This is a genomic window from Candidatus Nanosynbacter sp. TM7-075 (genome assembly GCF_022828255.1).
In the GTDB taxonomy this organism is placed as follows: domain Bacteria; phylum Patescibacteriota; class Saccharimonadia; order Saccharimonadales; family Saccharimonadaceae; genus Nanosynbacter.
Genome location: NZ_JAJQJW010000001.1, coordinates 204990 through 220986 on the forward strand (window position 1 = coordinate 204990; position 15997 = coordinate 220986).

The 15997-nt window shown below is 42.1% G+C and carries 17 protein-coding genes and 4 tRNA genes; 17 read left to right on the plus strand and 4 right to left on the minus strand.

Annotated elements, in window-relative coordinates:
• Nucleotides 1-2: 2 nt before the first annotated feature.
• The 12 genes from LRM42_RS01130 (at nt 3) to LRM42_RS01185 (ending at nt 5395) form a co-directional block, all read left to right on the plus strand.
• On the plus strand, nt 3-1148 hold the full coding sequence (locus tag LRM42_RS01130) for an RluA family pseudouridine synthase (RefSeq protein ID WP_243816424.1): 1146 nt from the start codon (nt 3-5) through the stop codon (nt 1146-1148).
• Entirely contained in the window at nt 1149-1958 is an 810-nt protein-coding gene (locus LRM42_RS01135; RefSeq protein ID WP_243816425.1) for an AAA family ATPase, read from the plus strand.
• 10 nt (nt 1959-1968) lie between these two features.
• Complete coding sequence (locus LRM42_RS01140; protein ID WP_243816426.1) at nt 1969-2652, plus strand: tetratricopeptide repeat protein; 684 nt, start codon at nt 1969-1971, stop codon at nt 2650-2652.
• A gap of 43 nt (nt 2653-2695) precedes the next feature.
• Nucleotides 2696-2772, plus strand: a tRNA-Thr gene (locus LRM42_RS01145).
• Between the two features lie 6 nt (nt 2773-2778).
• Nucleotides 2779-2863, plus strand: a tRNA-Tyr gene (locus tag LRM42_RS01150).
• A gap of 354 nt (nt 2864-3217) precedes the next feature.
• Entirely contained in the window at nt 3218-3511 is a 294-nt protein-coding gene (locus LRM42_RS01155; RefSeq protein WP_243816427.1) for a hypothetical protein, read from the plus strand.
• Between the two features lie 108 nt (nt 3512-3619).
• Nucleotides 3620-3883 (plus strand): hypothetical protein, encoded by a 264-nt coding sequence (locus LRM42_RS01160; RefSeq protein ID WP_243816428.1) that lies wholly within the window; start codon nt 3620-3622, stop codon nt 3881-3883.
• Between the two features lie 12 nt (nt 3884-3895).
• Nucleotides 3896-4177, plus strand: a complete 282-nt coding sequence (locus LRM42_RS01165; protein ID WP_243816429.1) for a hypothetical protein — start codon at nt 3896-3898, stop codon at nt 4175-4177.
• Between the two features lie 104 nt (nt 4178-4281).
• Entirely contained in the window at nt 4282-4563 is a 282-nt protein-coding gene (locus LRM42_RS01170; protein WP_243816430.1) for a hypothetical protein, read from the plus strand.
• Between the two features lie 20 nt (nt 4564-4583).
• Entirely contained in the window at nt 4584-4877 is a 294-nt protein-coding gene (locus LRM42_RS01175) for a hypothetical protein (RefSeq protein ID WP_243816431.1), read from the plus strand.
• A gap of 107 nt (nt 4878-4984) precedes the next feature.
• Nucleotides 4985-5272 carry a hypothetical protein gene (locus LRM42_RS01180; RefSeq protein ID WP_243816432.1) on the plus strand — a complete coding sequence of 96 codons (288 nt, stop codon included), beginning with the start codon at nt 4985-4987 and terminating at the stop codon, nt 5270-5272.
• A 47-nt stretch (nt 5273-5319) separates the two neighbouring features.
• Nucleotides 5320-5395: transfer RNA gene (locus LRM42_RS01185), tRNA-Thr, on the plus strand.
• A 75-nt stretch (nt 5396-5470) separates the two neighbouring features.
• Here the strand turns inward: LRM42_RS01185 and LRM42_RS01190 are convergent.
• Both LRM42_RS01190 and LRM42_RS01195 read right to left on the minus strand, forming a co-directional pair.
• Nucleotides 5471-8572 carry a restriction endonuclease gene (locus LRM42_RS01190; RefSeq protein ID WP_243816433.1) on the minus strand — a complete coding sequence of 1034 codons (3102 nt, stop codon included), beginning with the start codon at nt 8570-8572 and terminating at the stop codon, nt 5471-5473.
• The gene (locus LRM42_RS01195; RefSeq protein ID WP_243816434.1) at nt 8572-10440 is read right to left on the minus strand and encodes a site-specific DNA-methyltransferase; all 1869 of its coding nucleotides are present in this window, start codon (nt 10438-10440) and stop codon (nt 8572-8574) included. The genes LRM42_RS01190 and LRM42_RS01195 overlap by 1 nt, the downstream gene beginning before the upstream one ends.
• A gap of 110 nt (nt 10441-10550) precedes the next feature.
• Between LRM42_RS01195 and LRM42_RS01200 the strand changes: the two genes are divergently transcribed.
• Nucleotides 10551-11672 (plus strand): ADP-ribosylglycohydrolase family protein, encoded by a 1122-nt coding sequence (locus tag LRM42_RS01200; RefSeq protein ID WP_243816435.1) that lies wholly within the window; start codon nt 10551-10553, stop codon nt 11670-11672.
• A gap of 129 nt (nt 11673-11801) precedes the next feature.
• Nucleotides 11802-12020, plus strand: coding sequence for a 50S ribosomal protein L33 (gene rpmG / locus LRM42_RS01205; RefSeq protein WP_129632843.1), 219 nt, complete (start codon nt 11802-11804; stop codon nt 12018-12020).
• A 66-nt stretch (nt 12021-12086) separates the two neighbouring features.
• On the opposite strand, the gene LRM42_RS01210 is transcribed toward rpmG, so the two are convergent.
• Nucleotides 12087-13289: a glycoside hydrolase family 57 protein gene (locus tag LRM42_RS01210; protein ID WP_243816436.1), complete on the minus strand. Its 1203-nt coding sequence runs from the start codon at nt 13287-13289 to the stop codon at nt 12087-12089.
• Complete coding sequence (locus LRM42_RS01215) at nt 13286-14488, minus strand: glycosyltransferase family 4 protein (protein ID WP_243816437.1); 1203 nt, start codon at nt 14486-14488, stop codon at nt 13286-13288. Before LRM42_RS01215 ends, LRM42_RS01210 begins: the two co-directional genes overlap by 4 nt.
• A 127-nt stretch (nt 14489-14615) precedes the next feature.
• Here LRM42_RS01215 and LRM42_RS01220 point away from each other — a divergent pair.
• From LRM42_RS01220 to LRM42_RS01230, 3 genes are all read left to right on the plus strand, one after another.
• Nucleotides 14616-14692, plus strand: a tRNA-Trp gene (locus tag LRM42_RS01220).
• 60 nt (nt 14693-14752) lie between these two features.
• Nucleotides 14753-15295 (plus strand): P-loop nucleotide/nucleoside kinase family protein, encoded by a 543-nt coding sequence (locus tag LRM42_RS01225; protein ID WP_129744334.1) that lies wholly within the window; start codon nt 14753-14755, stop codon nt 15293-15295.
• A gap of 2 nt (nt 15296-15297) precedes the next feature.
• Nucleotides 15298-15990 (plus strand): M48 family metallopeptidase, encoded by a 693-nt coding sequence (locus LRM42_RS01230; RefSeq protein WP_243816438.1) that lies wholly within the window; start codon nt 15298-15300, stop codon nt 15988-15990.
• Nucleotides 15991-15997: the final 7 nt, after the last annotated feature.

A 15997-nucleotide genomic window follows, 5' to 3' on the forward strand; every position in this document is an offset into this window, starting at 1 on the left:
GCGTGAAAATATTACCTCGGACAGTGCTGAAAATAGCTAGATTATACAAACTGGCGGACGATAATACGCCCGTCAAGGCGCTGCGTCGGCTGGAGATTCAAACGGACGAGTCGCATGTTTTTGCGGAATTTATTTTGAATAAGCAGCATTTTGCGCTGCTTTACGGCTCGATTGTTGACGAAGAATCTATTGACGAGCTGTGGACGGAAAAACCAGATAACGCTGAGATTTTGCCGAATCCACTAGACCCGGAATTTATCGAAACGCCGTTCCAGGGAAAATATGTCATAATGTTCCGAATTTCGCCAACCAAAGTGCGCTTGGATATTTATTTATCGACCAAATTCGACACGACAATTTCCCGGAGTCTTTGGCAAAAATACATAAAAGCTGGATACGTTTCGGTCAATAATAAAGTCGCGACAACGCCGAAGTTTGAGGTTGATGAAACTGATGAGATTGCGCTTAATTTGCCAGAAAAAGAGCAGACGGATGTAGATTTGCCGATTTTATATGAAGACGATGATGTGATTGTCGTCAATAAGCCAAGCGGGTTGCTGACACATGCAAAGGGTGGGCTTTCTGATGAGCCGACGGTTGCAGAGATAATTCGTCCGAAAACTTCGTTTGCGACGGACACGGATCGTCCAGGAATTGTCCATAGGCTTGACCGCGATACTTCGGGACTGTTGATTATAGCCAAAAACCCAGAATCTGCCGCACATCTACAGAGGCAATTTGCCGAGCGAACCGCCAAAAAAACCTACATAGCAATAACCGACGGCAAGCCAAAGTTGAATGCCGCAAAAATTGATCTGCCAATTGGTCGCAATCCTTCAGCGCCGAGCACTTTTCGTATAGATCCGAACGGTAAACCAGCTCAGACGACTTACCATGTTTTGGCGGAAAATGATACTCAGTCGCTTGTGGAATTGAAGCCGACCACTGGTCGAACTCATCAATTGCGTGTCCATTTGGCTCACTTGAATGCACCGATTCTTGGCGATCGAGTTTACGGAAAGTCTTCGGATTGTCGTATGATGTTGCATGCTCAAAAATTAGAAATAACTTTGCCGTCTGGTGAGAGAAAAGTTTTTGAAGCTGCAGTTCCTGACGAATTCAAGGAATTCTTCCCAGAGGATTTATAGATGTCTGAAGTGATTATATCCGCTCGAGATACTCAAAAAATCAGCCAGATCTCATCGCAATTGCCGCACGCGCTTTTAGTAATTGCGGATTATGGACTTGATGGACTAGGTGTGGCTCAAATTCTAGCAAAAAATAGCGATACTTTTCACCTGAAACCGCTTCCGGAAAAGCAGACCATATCTGTCGATCAAATCCGCGAGCTCATCTCTATGCTTCGAACTTACGCTATAAATCGTCGAGTTATTATCATTGACGAAGCCGATTCAATGACCGAGCCGTCGCAAAATGCATTCCTGAAAGCGCTGGAAGAGCCGAATAAAAATACCAATTTTATCCTTGTTGCGAAAAACCCGAAGTTAATGCTTGATACTGTTAGATCTCGTTGCCAGACGTTGACGATTCATAAAACGACATCCGCCCAAGATAAAAAACTGCTTGAAAAGTACAATTTAGACCCCGCCTCTAGCCAGCAAATTCTTTTTTTAGCTGCAGGGCGACCATTGTTGATTAAAGAGTTGGCGGAAAATCCAGAAAAATTCGCCGAATATCGACAATTAGCCACCGACGCAAAGCAAATTTTAGCCACAAATCGGGAATACGACGTGTTTAAGAATCTCGCCAAATACTTTCCTGACCGCCAAAAAGCGATATTATTGACGGATATTATAGTAAATATGATTCGCTTTCAATCTTTATCCCACGGAATAAATCCGTCACTTGAAGAGCAACTTGAAAAAACCACCTCTGTTGCGAGCGCATTAAAATCCAACGCCAACGTCAGGCTGGCGCTGACGCAACTTGTGATATAATAGTATAGATATGTTTGGATTATTCCTCATTCTAATTTTAATGATTTGGGCGATTTTTTATCATCCGTCAATTAAAGAAACTGGCGATCTGCCAACTAAGATTACTAATAAACTTGATCAGTTATGGGAAATTGCCCAAGAATCAATTCGTGAGAATAAATATTTACGAGCGGAAAAGGCTTTATTGACAATTTTGCGAGTCGACGAGAAAAACGCCACGGCGTACAACCGCTTAGGGATTTTATACGCCAAGCAACGCGCATACAAAGACGCCATCGAGTGTTTTGAGATTGCCCAGAGTTTGGAGCCAAGTGCCTCCAGCCTTCATAATGTCGGCTTAATTTATTATGAAACAGAGAATTATGAAAAGGCGTCGCTAGCATTCGAGCAAGCACTGGAAATGGAAGATGATTTGGCGGCGCGCTACATCGCTTACGCTAAGGTTCAGGAGAAGATAGGGAATACGAAGAAGGTTATTAACGCCCTGGAGAAGGCTGTCGAATTAGAGCCGATTCCTCAGACGTTGAAGATTTTAGCGGAAGCGTATGACAATGCCGGACAGGCTGAATTAGCTGAAGAATTGCGTAAGAAAGCTACAAAAATGCTAACTCCGACGACACCATCAAAGAAAGCCGACGCGCCACGTCCACGCCAACAGCGTAAAATACATCAACCACGAAAAATAGTTATGTAAACTCTTGTCACAGAGAGAAAAAATTGATAAAATAAATTCAGTTGCCGCTTTAGCTCAGTTGGCTAGAGCAACGGTTTTGTAAACCGTAGGTCCTCGGTTCGAGCCCGAGAAGCGGCTCCACATCACGCTGGAATCGTGTAGTGGCAATCACAGGAGACTGTAAATCTCCCGCCGTAAGGCTTCGTAGGTTCGAGTCCTACTTCCAGCACCAAGTTTGAAACATCGTCGCCTTCTTCGGGCGACTTTTTATATTGATCGACACAAACACCGTTGATACATTACCAAAAACCGGGTCAATTAAACTAAACCAAAAACGCCCCCGTAAACTTAGGAGTGAATAGCAGCTAAGTAAAAGGAGGTTTCCTAATGTCTACCATATCAAAGATACGTCAATCGAATATATTACCCTACGCATTACCAACTACTTGGTTTGCGCTCATAAGAGCCAGAAGCCTAGCAAAGCATCAGCCAAAAGATGCTCGATAGATAGAAAGGAGACGACCGTCCCAGGCTAATATTATATTATTATTAGCCTGAGACTTTTTCATGTTATATAATAACAAATATGAATAATAAGAAGAGCCAATACCCTCAAATGACCTACAAACAAGCAGTCAAGCACTGCAAGTACTGGGCAGAGCAGATTCGAGCCGATGGGCTTGATTTATTGACTACTGATTATGGTGCGGCTATTGGAGTTTCTGACCAGTTAGCGTATCCACTAGATATGCAGGAATGGATCTCAGCCCCAAGATATCCAGATATTTATGCAATACGATACTATGCTGGCGTTGTCGACCACGACCACACAGACAGGGCGTCATGGGAGAAGTTGCTAGAGCTAATTGATAAATTGTAAAACCGGAAAACCAGAAAATTTGTTCTCGGAGCGGCGACCCAACCGCTAGTGTAGAAAGGATGCGAATTGCCCCCAGAAATGGGGGTAATTTCATGTTATGATAGTTTCATGTATGACGACAGAAAGCAGATTGTAATAGATAAAATCAAGCATATACTGCAAAACAGTAAGAATGAGCCGCTCGACTGTCTAGGTAGTTATATTGTAGGTGCGACACTTGCGCGCGATGACTGGGAAGACGTGTTCCAGGATAATTATCCACTACTCGACGAAATTGCCGAATTGGGCGCCGAACTTGAAACAACTGAAGACACGGAGTATGCTGCCAATATCATACATGAGATTAAGGAAAAGCTAAGCCAGATTAATTGACACAATAAGATTATGAAACAGAATGAGCAGGCAATTCTAGCACGTGATATGATTCAAATGATTCGTGAAAATGCCGATAGTTCAGATGTCCTTGAATATCTTGATAGCTTTGCGTTCTCGTTGGCGCGTGGTCTTGAAGACTCGTCTGTCGTGTCGTGGGATGATCTCGCTAGTGTATGTGACCAGAGGTATTATTCTTTAAATAACAATAGCCCAGTACCGCTTAACGTCGAACTGCTTAATCAATGTGAGCGATCTATACAGAAATTCTTGCCAAAAGTTCGTGACTCATAAGCGTAACTAAAAACTGGTTCATTTACATAGATGTTATAATATGAGATAGAATTATACAGAAAGCGCCAGATAGTATAGTTCAAAATGGTAATACCGCTAAAGTATTGGCATTAATTCAAGCTGCGTGTGCTATGGATATCGCGGAGTTGTGTAAGCGAGGAGATTATAACCAGCCTAACGCACGCTATCCGCAAACTAAATCTGAACGTATCGTCGATGAATTACTTTGCTTGACGCTACATGACTCGACAGTCGAGTTAGATCCCGCTCTGGATGAGATGTTGTCTATATTGAGTAGCTTAGATAAAGGCGTCGATAAACCAAAGGACTGGCAGGCGCTATTTGCGATTGCTGACGAGATTAAGACGCGTAAAACAAATCAATAAAAGCCATTATAATGATAAATATGAATAGTAGCAGCAACCAATACCCTCAAATGACCTACAAACAAGCAGTCAAGCACTGCAAGTACTGGGCAGAGCAGATTCGAGCCGATGGGCTTGATTTATTGACTACTGATTATGGTGCGGCTATTGGAGTTTCTGACCAGTTAGCGTATCCTTTGGAGATGCAGACTTGGATTAATTCACAAGAATATCCTCTCCTGTATAAAGTTTGCGTATACGCTGTTACCGTTGATAATGATTACACCGACAGAGCCTCATGGGAAAAGCTACTCGAGCTAATTGATAAATTATAAGTCCGGAAAATAATATTTTTCTTACGTGGACATTTTTATAGAATTGGCCACAAGACGCCAGGCTGAGCGCCATTGACTTTTATAAGCATATGTGCTATTATATAGGTATGTTTGAATTTACAAAATCTATTCTGGCATTGTGGAATAGCGAGAAAAACCAACGATTGAAATTACAATACGCTTATATTATGCTAGCCATAATCGGGCTGGCTGTAGCGGGATTATTGACATTATTTAACGCCTCATCAGCACACTTGGCGGCATCAGCTTCAGGAATATTGTTTGTTACGTTCTTAGTTAATAGCGTAGCGTGGGGAATAATAGAGGCATTTGTCACGCCAAAACTACCAAAAGAAGCCAGCGCGCCAGCCAAAAAATCCACTCGTAAAAAATAACTCGGTTGATTAAACACGGCTTAATATGCTAAAATTAAGCCTGTTACGCCGCGATAGCTCAGTTGGTAGAGCGCATCCATGGTAAGGATGAGGTCTCGGGTTCAAGCCCCGATCGTGGCTCCATATGAAACACTGATTCGCAGAGATGCGGATCTTTTTTATATCATATAGCTCAAGCCACGGAAGGATTACAAAGTCTTAGTAACTTACCAACTCCAGCAATTTTTCGTACGAGTTACAAACTCCATAAATACGGTCGCCATTGCTAATCTTTTCGAAGTGCTTTCTGGCACACTCAATCTTAGCTTTTTCAATACCTTTCACACCGACATCAAGTTGTCCCTCGCTCACGCCCTTAGTTTCCGCCACAAAGTAAATGTGCTTTACCTCGGATTCGTCCTTAAACGCAATTGCCCAGTCTGGATTGTAATTGCCCATTGGAGTATTTATGTAGAATCTCTTTGGAAGTTTCACGTAAACTTCCACTGCATCGCTCTTTTCAAGTTCTCTCGCAAAGTTCTTTTCAATTTCAGAATCGTAGCGCAATTTGTCATATAGATGATGATCGGGAGTATCTATGAGGTTGTAGCCATATTCACCGGTAATACTTTCATTGATGAAGATTTCTCCACTGTCCCATTTCTCGTTTAGTTTGTCATATTCAATATGCTTAACTACTGTCGAGGCTTTTTGGTCATTTATGAGCTGAATTGCATTGTGAATAAACTCTTCAGGATTTGTTTTAAACGAATGAAATACACTCGGTTCAATTCTAGATAAAATGCTTGCTATAGCCTTACGCGTGAGACCTGTACCACCATCGCTATAAGACCTGGAAAGTTCAGAGATAATATCGTATTTAACTGTGTCATTCGCAATTTCAGAAACAGCGATTGGCACACCAATTTTATTTTTATACATCTCCAATTTATCTTTACCGGCAGTCTTTAACAAACCTTCGGTAATAATAACTTCTGTCTTTGTCACGCGCATATTTCTATTAAGAGAATCCACACACCTCTCTATAAGCTCACCGTCGTCAAACTCCACGGTATAATAAGTCTTTTCATTAATACTGTCCCACAGCTCCTTAAACTTCTTAGAGGCGAACTTTTCTTTATCAAGTTCAAGTTTCTCGCTATTGCGATTATTAGTCACAAGCCGCCCACGCTTTGAATCGTAAACAGAAGATAGGATGTTATTAATGTTCTCTGCAAACGGAGCGTACAGCTTGCCAACAGCTTCGCGAACTTTTTGAATCTTCTGCTCGTCATTTAACGAATGATATGCATCCGTCAACTGCTTTGAAACCTTGTCAACAAGTCCAGTATTCACTAGTCCCATGTATATATCCGCAGCAGCAGAGTCGTCGAGTGTAATGGTCTTTTCGCCACTGGCATCCTGTATTATCTTTCCATTAAACAATGAAGCAGATGCATCCTTTGGGCGCCTTGCAATAATTTCATTAAACTCAGACTGAAGACTATTCGCAAAACTCTCATAACTTTCATTCGCAATGACAGTAAGTACGTTCGTATCATGGACGAGATTTTCACCGAGAATCTCCGCATCTTGACGAATACCGTTTTGATCCACACACAATCGAAGTCCACGACCAATTTCCTGACGTTTCTTAATTTCGGCATCAGAATCACGAAGTGTACAAATCTGGAAGACGTTTGGGTTGTCCCATCCTTCGCGCAGGGCAGAGTGAGAAAAGATGAATCGCACCGGCTCTTTCAAGTCCAGCAGCTGCTCCTTATTCTTCATAATAAGATCGTACGCCGAAACATCATCAGAGCCATTACCCTCGCGCCCCTCTTTACTGTTGATGGCGTGACCTTTTTTATCGATAGAAAAGTAGCCGGAATGTATTTCAGACGGGGTAAATTTTTCTAAGTATTTACGAAAATCTGCATTTTCTTCGAATTGAAGCTGCTGGTTCAGGTAAATATCTATAGCTTTTGTAAATTCCTCTTCGAATATCTTCGCGTAGGAGCCTTTATGTTCGCCATTTTCATCATAATATTTATACTTGGCAACCTCGTCGATGAAGAATAGAGAAAGAACTTTAATTCCTCTCTTAAAGAGCTTTTGCTCGGTCTCCAGATGAGACATAATAGTTTCACGTATTTGAATACGACGCAAATCCTCAGCATTAGTTTCACCAATGACTTCACCTTCATAAATACGAAGACCATTCTTAAAGTCTACATACCTGTCGCCCTCTCTGGCGTTTATCTCCGTAATTAGATATCCATCATGATACGCCTCCAGCTCGCCTGAATGCTTATAGATATCATCACCCCAGCTAAGAGTCTTCGTTTTACGGCGTATCCCAGTGCCTGTTTTTGAATCAAACTCAAATATGGCCGTAACGGTTGGCTTTTTATTCGGATAAGTATTAATTTTTTGGATATAAATATATCCGTTAGTCGCAGTACCGCCCTTAACTGTAATACCCTTAACTGTAATTTTCTTCACAAGCTGCTTTTGGTAAGCATCGACGGCGTCCAAACGGTAAACTTTATTAAAATCTTCACGATGGGTCGCGGAATAGTTTAAGAAAAATAGCGGGTTGAAATTGGAGATGGAAGAGCGGGTGATGTTCGCTTTTTTACTTGTGCCAATAACACTTTGCGGCTCGTCAATAATCACAATTGGTTTTGTGGCGGCAATCACGTCAATCGGACGACGAGACCGAAAACTATCAAGCTTCATCGTAATACGCTTGGCATCGGCGCCACGGGCATTAAAAGCCTGCGTATTAATAATCATGACGTTAATATTTGGATCGCCAGAAAATTGTTCCAGCTCGCTCAGCTTGGAGGAATTGTACACAAAGAAACGAATCTTCTTGCCATAATCTTCAGCAAAATGATCCGCGGTCGTCTGAAAAGTCTTATAAACACCCTCGCGAATCGCAATACTCGGCACCACAACAATAAACTTGCTCCAGCCGTATTGCTTATTTAATTCATACATCGTTTTAATATACGTATAAGTTTTACCAGTACCAGTTTCCATCTCAATGGTAAATGCCGGCCTATTATTAAGGCGCTCGATTTTTGCATTACGAGGAATATTCTGGAGACTCTGAACTTCATGCAGGTTCTTAATCAATTGAGCATCTTGCAGGGAAATATCCTCATTGCCAAAACCGTACATATCAATAAAGCTCGCACTGTCACCTTGATCCGCCAGGAATCGATGCTCGGATTTTATTTGCCCAGTAAAAATATCACAAGTCGCCTTAACTGCGTCCTCTTGGAATTTTTGGTGCTTGAATCTTAGTTTCATTAGACCACCTTAACTCTCGTGTCAGGGCTAATAATGCGGAAGTGTTCAGACAAATTAATTTTTTCAGCGGAGTTCTTAAACGACGAATCCTTAAACGCGGCAGTCAGAGGATTTAATTTGGCAATTTCTTTAACAGTTTCTTCTGGAATTTCATCACCAAAACAGGCAATAAGACCCGTATTTTCGTCCAAGTAGCCATACATATAAACCGTATTCTCGCCAATTTTACATGTTTCAAGTTTAAGGTCAAACGGCAGGGCAGAGGTGTAAATTATACCGAATAATAAGTCCAGCGGCGTGCGGTCTTTTTTAACGTTATCAATCATGTCAAACATGTCACTCTGATTAATTTCACCCAGTGGCTTACGAATGTTTTCATTTTCATTACTGTCATCAACGCGGAATACACGAAAGCCTGTGTCAATATCCGCCTCTGGATGTTCAGACTTAATTTTCTCCCCAGCACGACGCAGACGCTCAGCAGTAATCTGGTCAATGGTGCCGTATCCAGCTTTTTTGGCTTCTGACTTTTCATCAGTTTTTTCATCAAGCTGCACACAAATGTACTGACGCTTTCCGCCATCTTTAGCGTTTAAGTCCATAACGGCATGACCAGTGGTGCCAGAACCAGAGAAGAAGTCGAGAATGATATCTTCTTTTGAGCTAGAAGTATTAAGCCTAATTAAATCCTCTATGAGTCTTATAGGTTTAGGGTTAGAGAAAATATCACAACCGTCAAAAGCCTTTTTTAACCCTAAGCTACCATTAGCATTTGCGTATTCACTTTTCATAAAATCAGCCGTGTGAAAAATAAGCTTTTCATCTTTATCTACTAAGGAATTGGTCTTTTCGTCAAATCTTTTATCGAGATATAGCTGCATTCTAAGAGTGCTTCCAGTCTCTACGAGAATGCCTAGGTCGGCAGCTGCCTGCATCCTGTCTTTAGACCAAAGCCATCTATTTCTAGTGCCATCTTTCGTCACTGGAGAATATTTTTTACCGTTATATTCAAAATCATAATCTCCACCCTTCGAATATCCTTGGGTAATAGCGGCTAGAATAGCCTTCGTATCGCCTTTTATGTAGCGACCATTCTTGTCTTTTAATATAGTTTTATTTGTAAGGTCTCTGGTTATTATATTATTAAAATCATAGTTATGATTTTTTACGTAACACATGACATAGTCGTGAGACACGTTCATATATTGCTCTTGTCCAGATCTTTGAGCGGAAGTTAACCTAGGAATTTGGGTAATAAAATTATCCTCACCAAAAACCTCATCACACAGTTTCTTCAAATTCGCTTGCTCGTTATCATCAATTGAAATAAATATAACCCCATCATCAGTCAGAAGATTCCTCGCCAGCTTCAACCTCGGATGCATCATCGACAGCCAGTCTGAATGAAATCTGCCGTTTGCCTTTGAGTTTTCTGCGTACTCGTCTCCAGAGACAATTACATTGCCATCAGAATCCGTAGAATCGTCCTTAAAGTCAGCTTTTTTAACCGTAAAGTTGTCATGGTACACAAAGTCATGACCAGTGTTATATGGAGGGTCGATGTAAATCATTTTTATTTTACCGAGGTAGGATTCTTGGAGGAGTTTCAGCGCGTCAAGGTTATCTCCAACGATTAGCATGTTCTTTGTATTGTCAAAATCTTTGGAAGCTTCCACGTCTGGGCGGAGAATCTTATCAATTGGCGCGCCAGCCTCAATAATGGACTTTCGTTTACCAACCCAAGTAAAGTCGTACGACTCATCTTTATCTTCCAGCTTATTCAGCGCTTCACCCAACGATTCAAAGAATTCGCGGCTGCTTTTCCAGTCTACGCGGTTCAAGTCGATCTTTTCGACATTATCATTCATAAGATTTCCTCCACGGTTTGTTATAAATATCCTTACCGTAATTATACTATAAAACACCGCCAAAAACTTAGCTAATGATATAATCTTAACAAGGTTAGGAGGGTGTTACGATGAAACAATCGATAGAGCAGAGAGTTGATAAAGTGCGCGGGTCAATGCTGGGCGGGGCAATTGGTGATGCGCTTGGCTATCAAATAGAGTTTGAGCGCGACATAGTGCCGAGGTCAACGACTCGATTTACGGATGGAATTGGTATGATTTCGGACGATACGCAGATGACACTATTTACAGCTTGCGGACTTTTATGGCGATCTACACGACTTCAAACACGTGGTATAGCGCCGCTTCCGTCGAGGGCGATATATTTGGCATATTTGGATTGGCTTGATACGCAACAAAAAGCTGGACAGGTCGAGCACACGCCAGTAACTTGGATAAAAAATATTCCGGAGTTAAACGCCGTGCGAAGTCCAGGAATGACGTGCCTTGATTCACTTTCCTCAGGAGAAATGGGGACATTAGAAAGCGGCCTCAACGGCAGTAAAGGCTGCGGTGGAGTTATGCGAATTGCGCCAATTGCCTTGTATTGCAAAGAAGACGTTGTCGGTGAAATTTCTGCCAAATCTTGCGCGCTGACTCACGGACATCCTCTGGCAATTCTTTCTGCATACGCGCTGGGATATATAATTTATTACGCACTGGACGGAAAATCAATAGAAGAGGCTGTGCAAATCGCAATCCAGAAAATGAACGACTGGACTACTGAGAAGGTTTATGGAGATCAAGATCCTTTTGAGATTGGTTGTGATAGCGAAAAAGCTGAGCTGACCAAACTATTTAATAATGCCGTTCGCTTAGCCAAATCTGACGTTGAAGATCAAGAAGCTCTTTATCAACTCGGAGAGGGTTGGGTCGCCGAAGAGTCGGTTGCAATTGCTATTTATTGCTCGATCAAGTATCAAGACGATTTTAAGGAGGCGATCATCGCGGCGGCGAATCACGACGGGGATTCGGACTCGACAGCAGCAATAACTGGAAATATTGTTGGAGCGAGAGTTGGCTATAAAAATATACCGGATTATTACAAGGATAATATTGAGCTCAAGGACGTAATATTGGAACTTGCGGATGATATGGCAAAAAATATGCCGCTCAAAAAGATTGACGACAAACACCTTGAACCGACGGATGAATGGCTGAATAAATATTTATACTTGGAAAAGAAAGATTAGAGTCCAGCACGTCTTATCGATCGGCGAAGTAAGCATAAAAATTAGTAAAATCTGATATGGTACTAGCATTTTCACTTCACCCATGCTATAATTAGCCAAGACGTTTTATAAAATCTAACGAGTAAAGAGATGGCAAAGAAGAATACGAAACGAAAGCTGATTGGTTTGGTGAGTAACTTGAGCAACCACCGAACTTACTATACTACTGTTAACACCCAGAACCGCACCACAAAAGGTCAGGGTAAATTGACACTACGTAAGTACGACCCAATTGCAAAGCAACACGCTACTTACACCGAGACTAAGAAAAACCTTGGTCGTAACGAAGTTAAAGCTCGTAAAAGCTAATTTAACAGGATTATACAGAAACTCCCTCGCATTAAGAGGGAGTTTTTATTTGAGGAGAATATTTAGCTACTTTCTCAGGCGCGAACGCATATCACGAATGGTATTCATATAGTAAAGAAAGGCGTCGTATGGCGAATCATACGGGCTAAAATAAGCATGGACATCGCCGTCGGTAAAATTCTTCGTTCCCATATAATAGAAGTGGTCTGAAGTTTGCAATTTTCGCCAATCGCTAATTAAACCTTCGTCTTTACTATTCAAGACCTCATATTCAAGCTCATAGATATATCGCAGAGCTTCTTTCTGCAAGCTGTTTCCGTTCCAAGCCGTCAAATCCCGCTCGGCGTCCGCCCATGTTACAGGTGACGGCATACTTATTTCACCAGCAGGCGCATTCGCGTCCAGCGCTTCGCTAACGGTATAGAAAGTATTGCCATCAGCACTCAGCCATTTATCAACAAACTTCTCAAAGAAGCCGAAAATCCCAGATTCCGCCCATTGATGTTCGCCAAAAGTTTCATAGTCCATAAACAAATTAAGCAGTGGCGCGTAACGGACAGAATCTTCCACCCATGTATTAAACTTGTCCGCAGTCAACGGCCATTCATTCCATTTTCGATCACTGAACCTAAACGCCAAATCATCACTTAATCGATAATTCTTAAGCAACAATCCAATTTTCTTCGTGCCTCTCGGGCGATATACATAATTCGGACTGCGCCAATTCAGAATCGGATCCCAGCCTTCAGCCAACACACCCTTGAAACCATCCTGCTCAGCCCATTTTGCCAAGTCGTCGCTATATGCCAATTCTGTATTTGCCAAAACTCGCGTTTCCGCACCAAAAATCTCACGAATCTTCCAGCGGTGAAGCTCAACTTGACGCTCGAACTCCTTGCGTGAATAGAAAAACGCCAGGCTGTGATGATACGGACTTGATAATATTTCTACTTGACCAGTCTTTACCAAGCGCTTAAAGCTCTCCAAAACTTCAGGATTAAACCTTTCAGCTTGCTCTAAAAATGTTCCACTAAAACTCAGTGAAATCTTAAAATCAGGATATTTTTTCAATAATTTTTCAAGCAAAGCATTCATCGGCAAATACGATTTTTCTGCAACTTTTTGGAATATTTTTTGATTGTCCTGATCTGGATTTTGACCGCCAGAGAAATAGTTATGCTTCCAAGCCACGTCAAATATGCTATACTCGCGTATTCGCCACGGTTGGTGTACGTGTAGATATAAAACTATTCCTTTATTTTTATTCATGCCAGCGCTCCTTTGTACAGTTTCAGACATTTTCTAGCTGCATCTTGCCAGGAAATTCTCGAGTATTCACTCTTAACGTTTTTCTTCAAAGATTTCTGTAAGGCAGGTGATTCGGCGATATTAACAATTTCATCCGCCAATTTATTCACATCCCAATAGTCAAACCGCATAATATTATTCAGAACCTCGCCGACGCCAGATTGACGACTAATAAGCAACGCCGTGTCATGATGTGCTGCCTCCAAAGCAGTCAAGCCAAATGGCTCAGAAACCGAACTCATCACAAAAACATCAATCAAGCAGTAAATATCTCGCCACTGTTTTCCACGCACAAATCCCGTAAAAATCATCTTATCGCTAATTCCCAAATCTGCCGCTAGTTCAATCAGTTCATCTCTTTGCTCACCATTTCCAGATAAAACAAAAACAATCTTCTCATATTTTTCAAGCGCCTTCGCTGCAGCTCGCACAAAATACGTCAAACCCTTCTGAACCGTAAGTCGTGTCAACGCGCCGACAACCGTATAGCCGTCCTTTTTCAACTCTTCCAAATACCTGTAGGTACTGGCGTCATACTCATGCGGCGGCAAATCAGCCAAATCAATCGCGTTATAAACCACCTCAATTTTCTCTGGCGGAATGTGATAATTCTTAACAATTATTTCCTTCGTAATCTCACTAACGGCAATTATCCGATCAGCCATCAGCAAGCCTTGTTGCTCAATTTCGTGAACCAGAGGATTTCCTGACTGCTCGCCAGAACGATCAAATTCCGTCGCGTGAACATGCACAATTAGCGGCGCGCCCGTCATTTCCTTAGCAATTATTCCAGCTTCCATCGTCAACCAATCATGCGCGTGAATCGCGTCAGGCTGATGATTTTTCACAAACTTCCGAACGTATTTACCGTAACGCCTCTGCACAGCACGCATCGGCGAAAGACCGCACTCGTCCTTAGCGTTTTCGCGGTCTTCCTCTGAGCCGTTATTATACGCGCCCAAATCGTGATAATTCGGCGGCAAAGGAGTAGCTGAATAGATATTCATATAGTCAATTCCGGGATGCTTGGCGGTGTAGGGGATAATAAAGTCGATATCAACGCCCTCCGAAGCAAGCGCCTTCGACATCTGATAGCAAGCAACGCCAAGTCCGCCACTATTGTGCGGAGGAAGTTCCCACCCAAGCATTAAAATTTTCATCTCTGAGTTAATTGTAGAACTACGCTTATGTTTTTTCAAGAGATTTTGGGATCTTTTTCACGAATTTTTTATTTTTCACAATTTTAACATTTGCGACAAAGCTAATTCGTGATAAAATAGTTGCTATAGGAGTGTAGCTCAGGTGGCTAGAGCACTGGTCTCCAAAACCAGGTGTCGGGGGTTCGAGCCCCTCCACTCCTGCCAAGATTCTCGCTTGAAAGAGAATCTTTTTTATTAGTCAAAAATCTGCTATAATTTCTCAATATGAAACCTTTATCACCTTCACTTCCGCATATTATCGCCATGGTTGGTGCGCCAGGTTCAGGGAAGACACAATTCGCTGTAGAATTTGCAAAGATTTTCAATTCTCCAGTGGTAAGTTCTCGACAATTTGAAGTTTTTACGGACAATACAAAAACCATTTCTGACGCAACATTGTCGCTTTTGGAAGAATTTTTGAAGACTAAGCAAACTGTTATTTTGGACGGATCAACAGATCAGCGCACGAATCGTATGCGTATCAATCGTCTTGCCAGGGAATACGGATATAAAGTCCTATTTGTTTGGGTTCAAACCGATCCCGCCACAGCCAAGCATCGCTGGATAAAGACTTACGGCGGAAATGACGAATCTTTCGAGCGACGATTGAAGCAGTTTTCAGCGCCGCACAGCAGCGAATCTTACGTCGTGATCAGCGGTCGTCACACCTTAAGCAGTCAAGCTCGCACTGTTCTTAAACAAATTGGTGCCAGTCGCCCAGAAGCTCCACGCCGCCCAATTGCCGGAAATCGCATTAACATAGGTTAATCATGACAATTATTACCGACGAAGAATTCGGAGAAATTGTCGTTAAAAAACGCAGCTTGGCGAAGACTGTTAGTTTGAAAATTGCACCAGATGGACGAATACAAATTACAATGCCGCCATATGCGCCGCTGTTAGCTGCAAAGGCATTGGTCAAAACTTCTCGGAAGCAAATCCGCGAATTAGTTTCTAAATACAGAGAAAAACTTTCTTACACGAAAAATCAGCAAATTGGCAAAAGTCATCATTTATTGATACAAACGGCCGCGAAGCCTTCGAGCGTGAAAATCGTCGGGACGCAGATATTGGCAGAAATCAACGAGGCGGAATCCGTCGAATCGGCCGCAAACCAACAACTTATCCGCAGTAAAATTCTGATCGCGCTCAGAAAAGAAGCCAAGTCGTATCTGCCGAGGCGATTGTCGTTTTTAGCGAAAGAACACGGCTTTTCTTTTGCTCGGAGTAAAATCACACACTCATCAAGTCGCTGGGGAAGTTGCTCCTCGTCTGGGACGATTAGCTTGAATATCGGAATGATGAACTTGCCATTTGAGCTGATTGATTACGTAATTATCCACGAATTATGTCACACCAGGCATATGAATCACTCGACAAAATTCTGGGACGAAGTTGCCAAATTTGACCCGCATTATAAAATCCACCGAAATGAATTGAAAAAATATTCGCCATACATATAGAAACGCA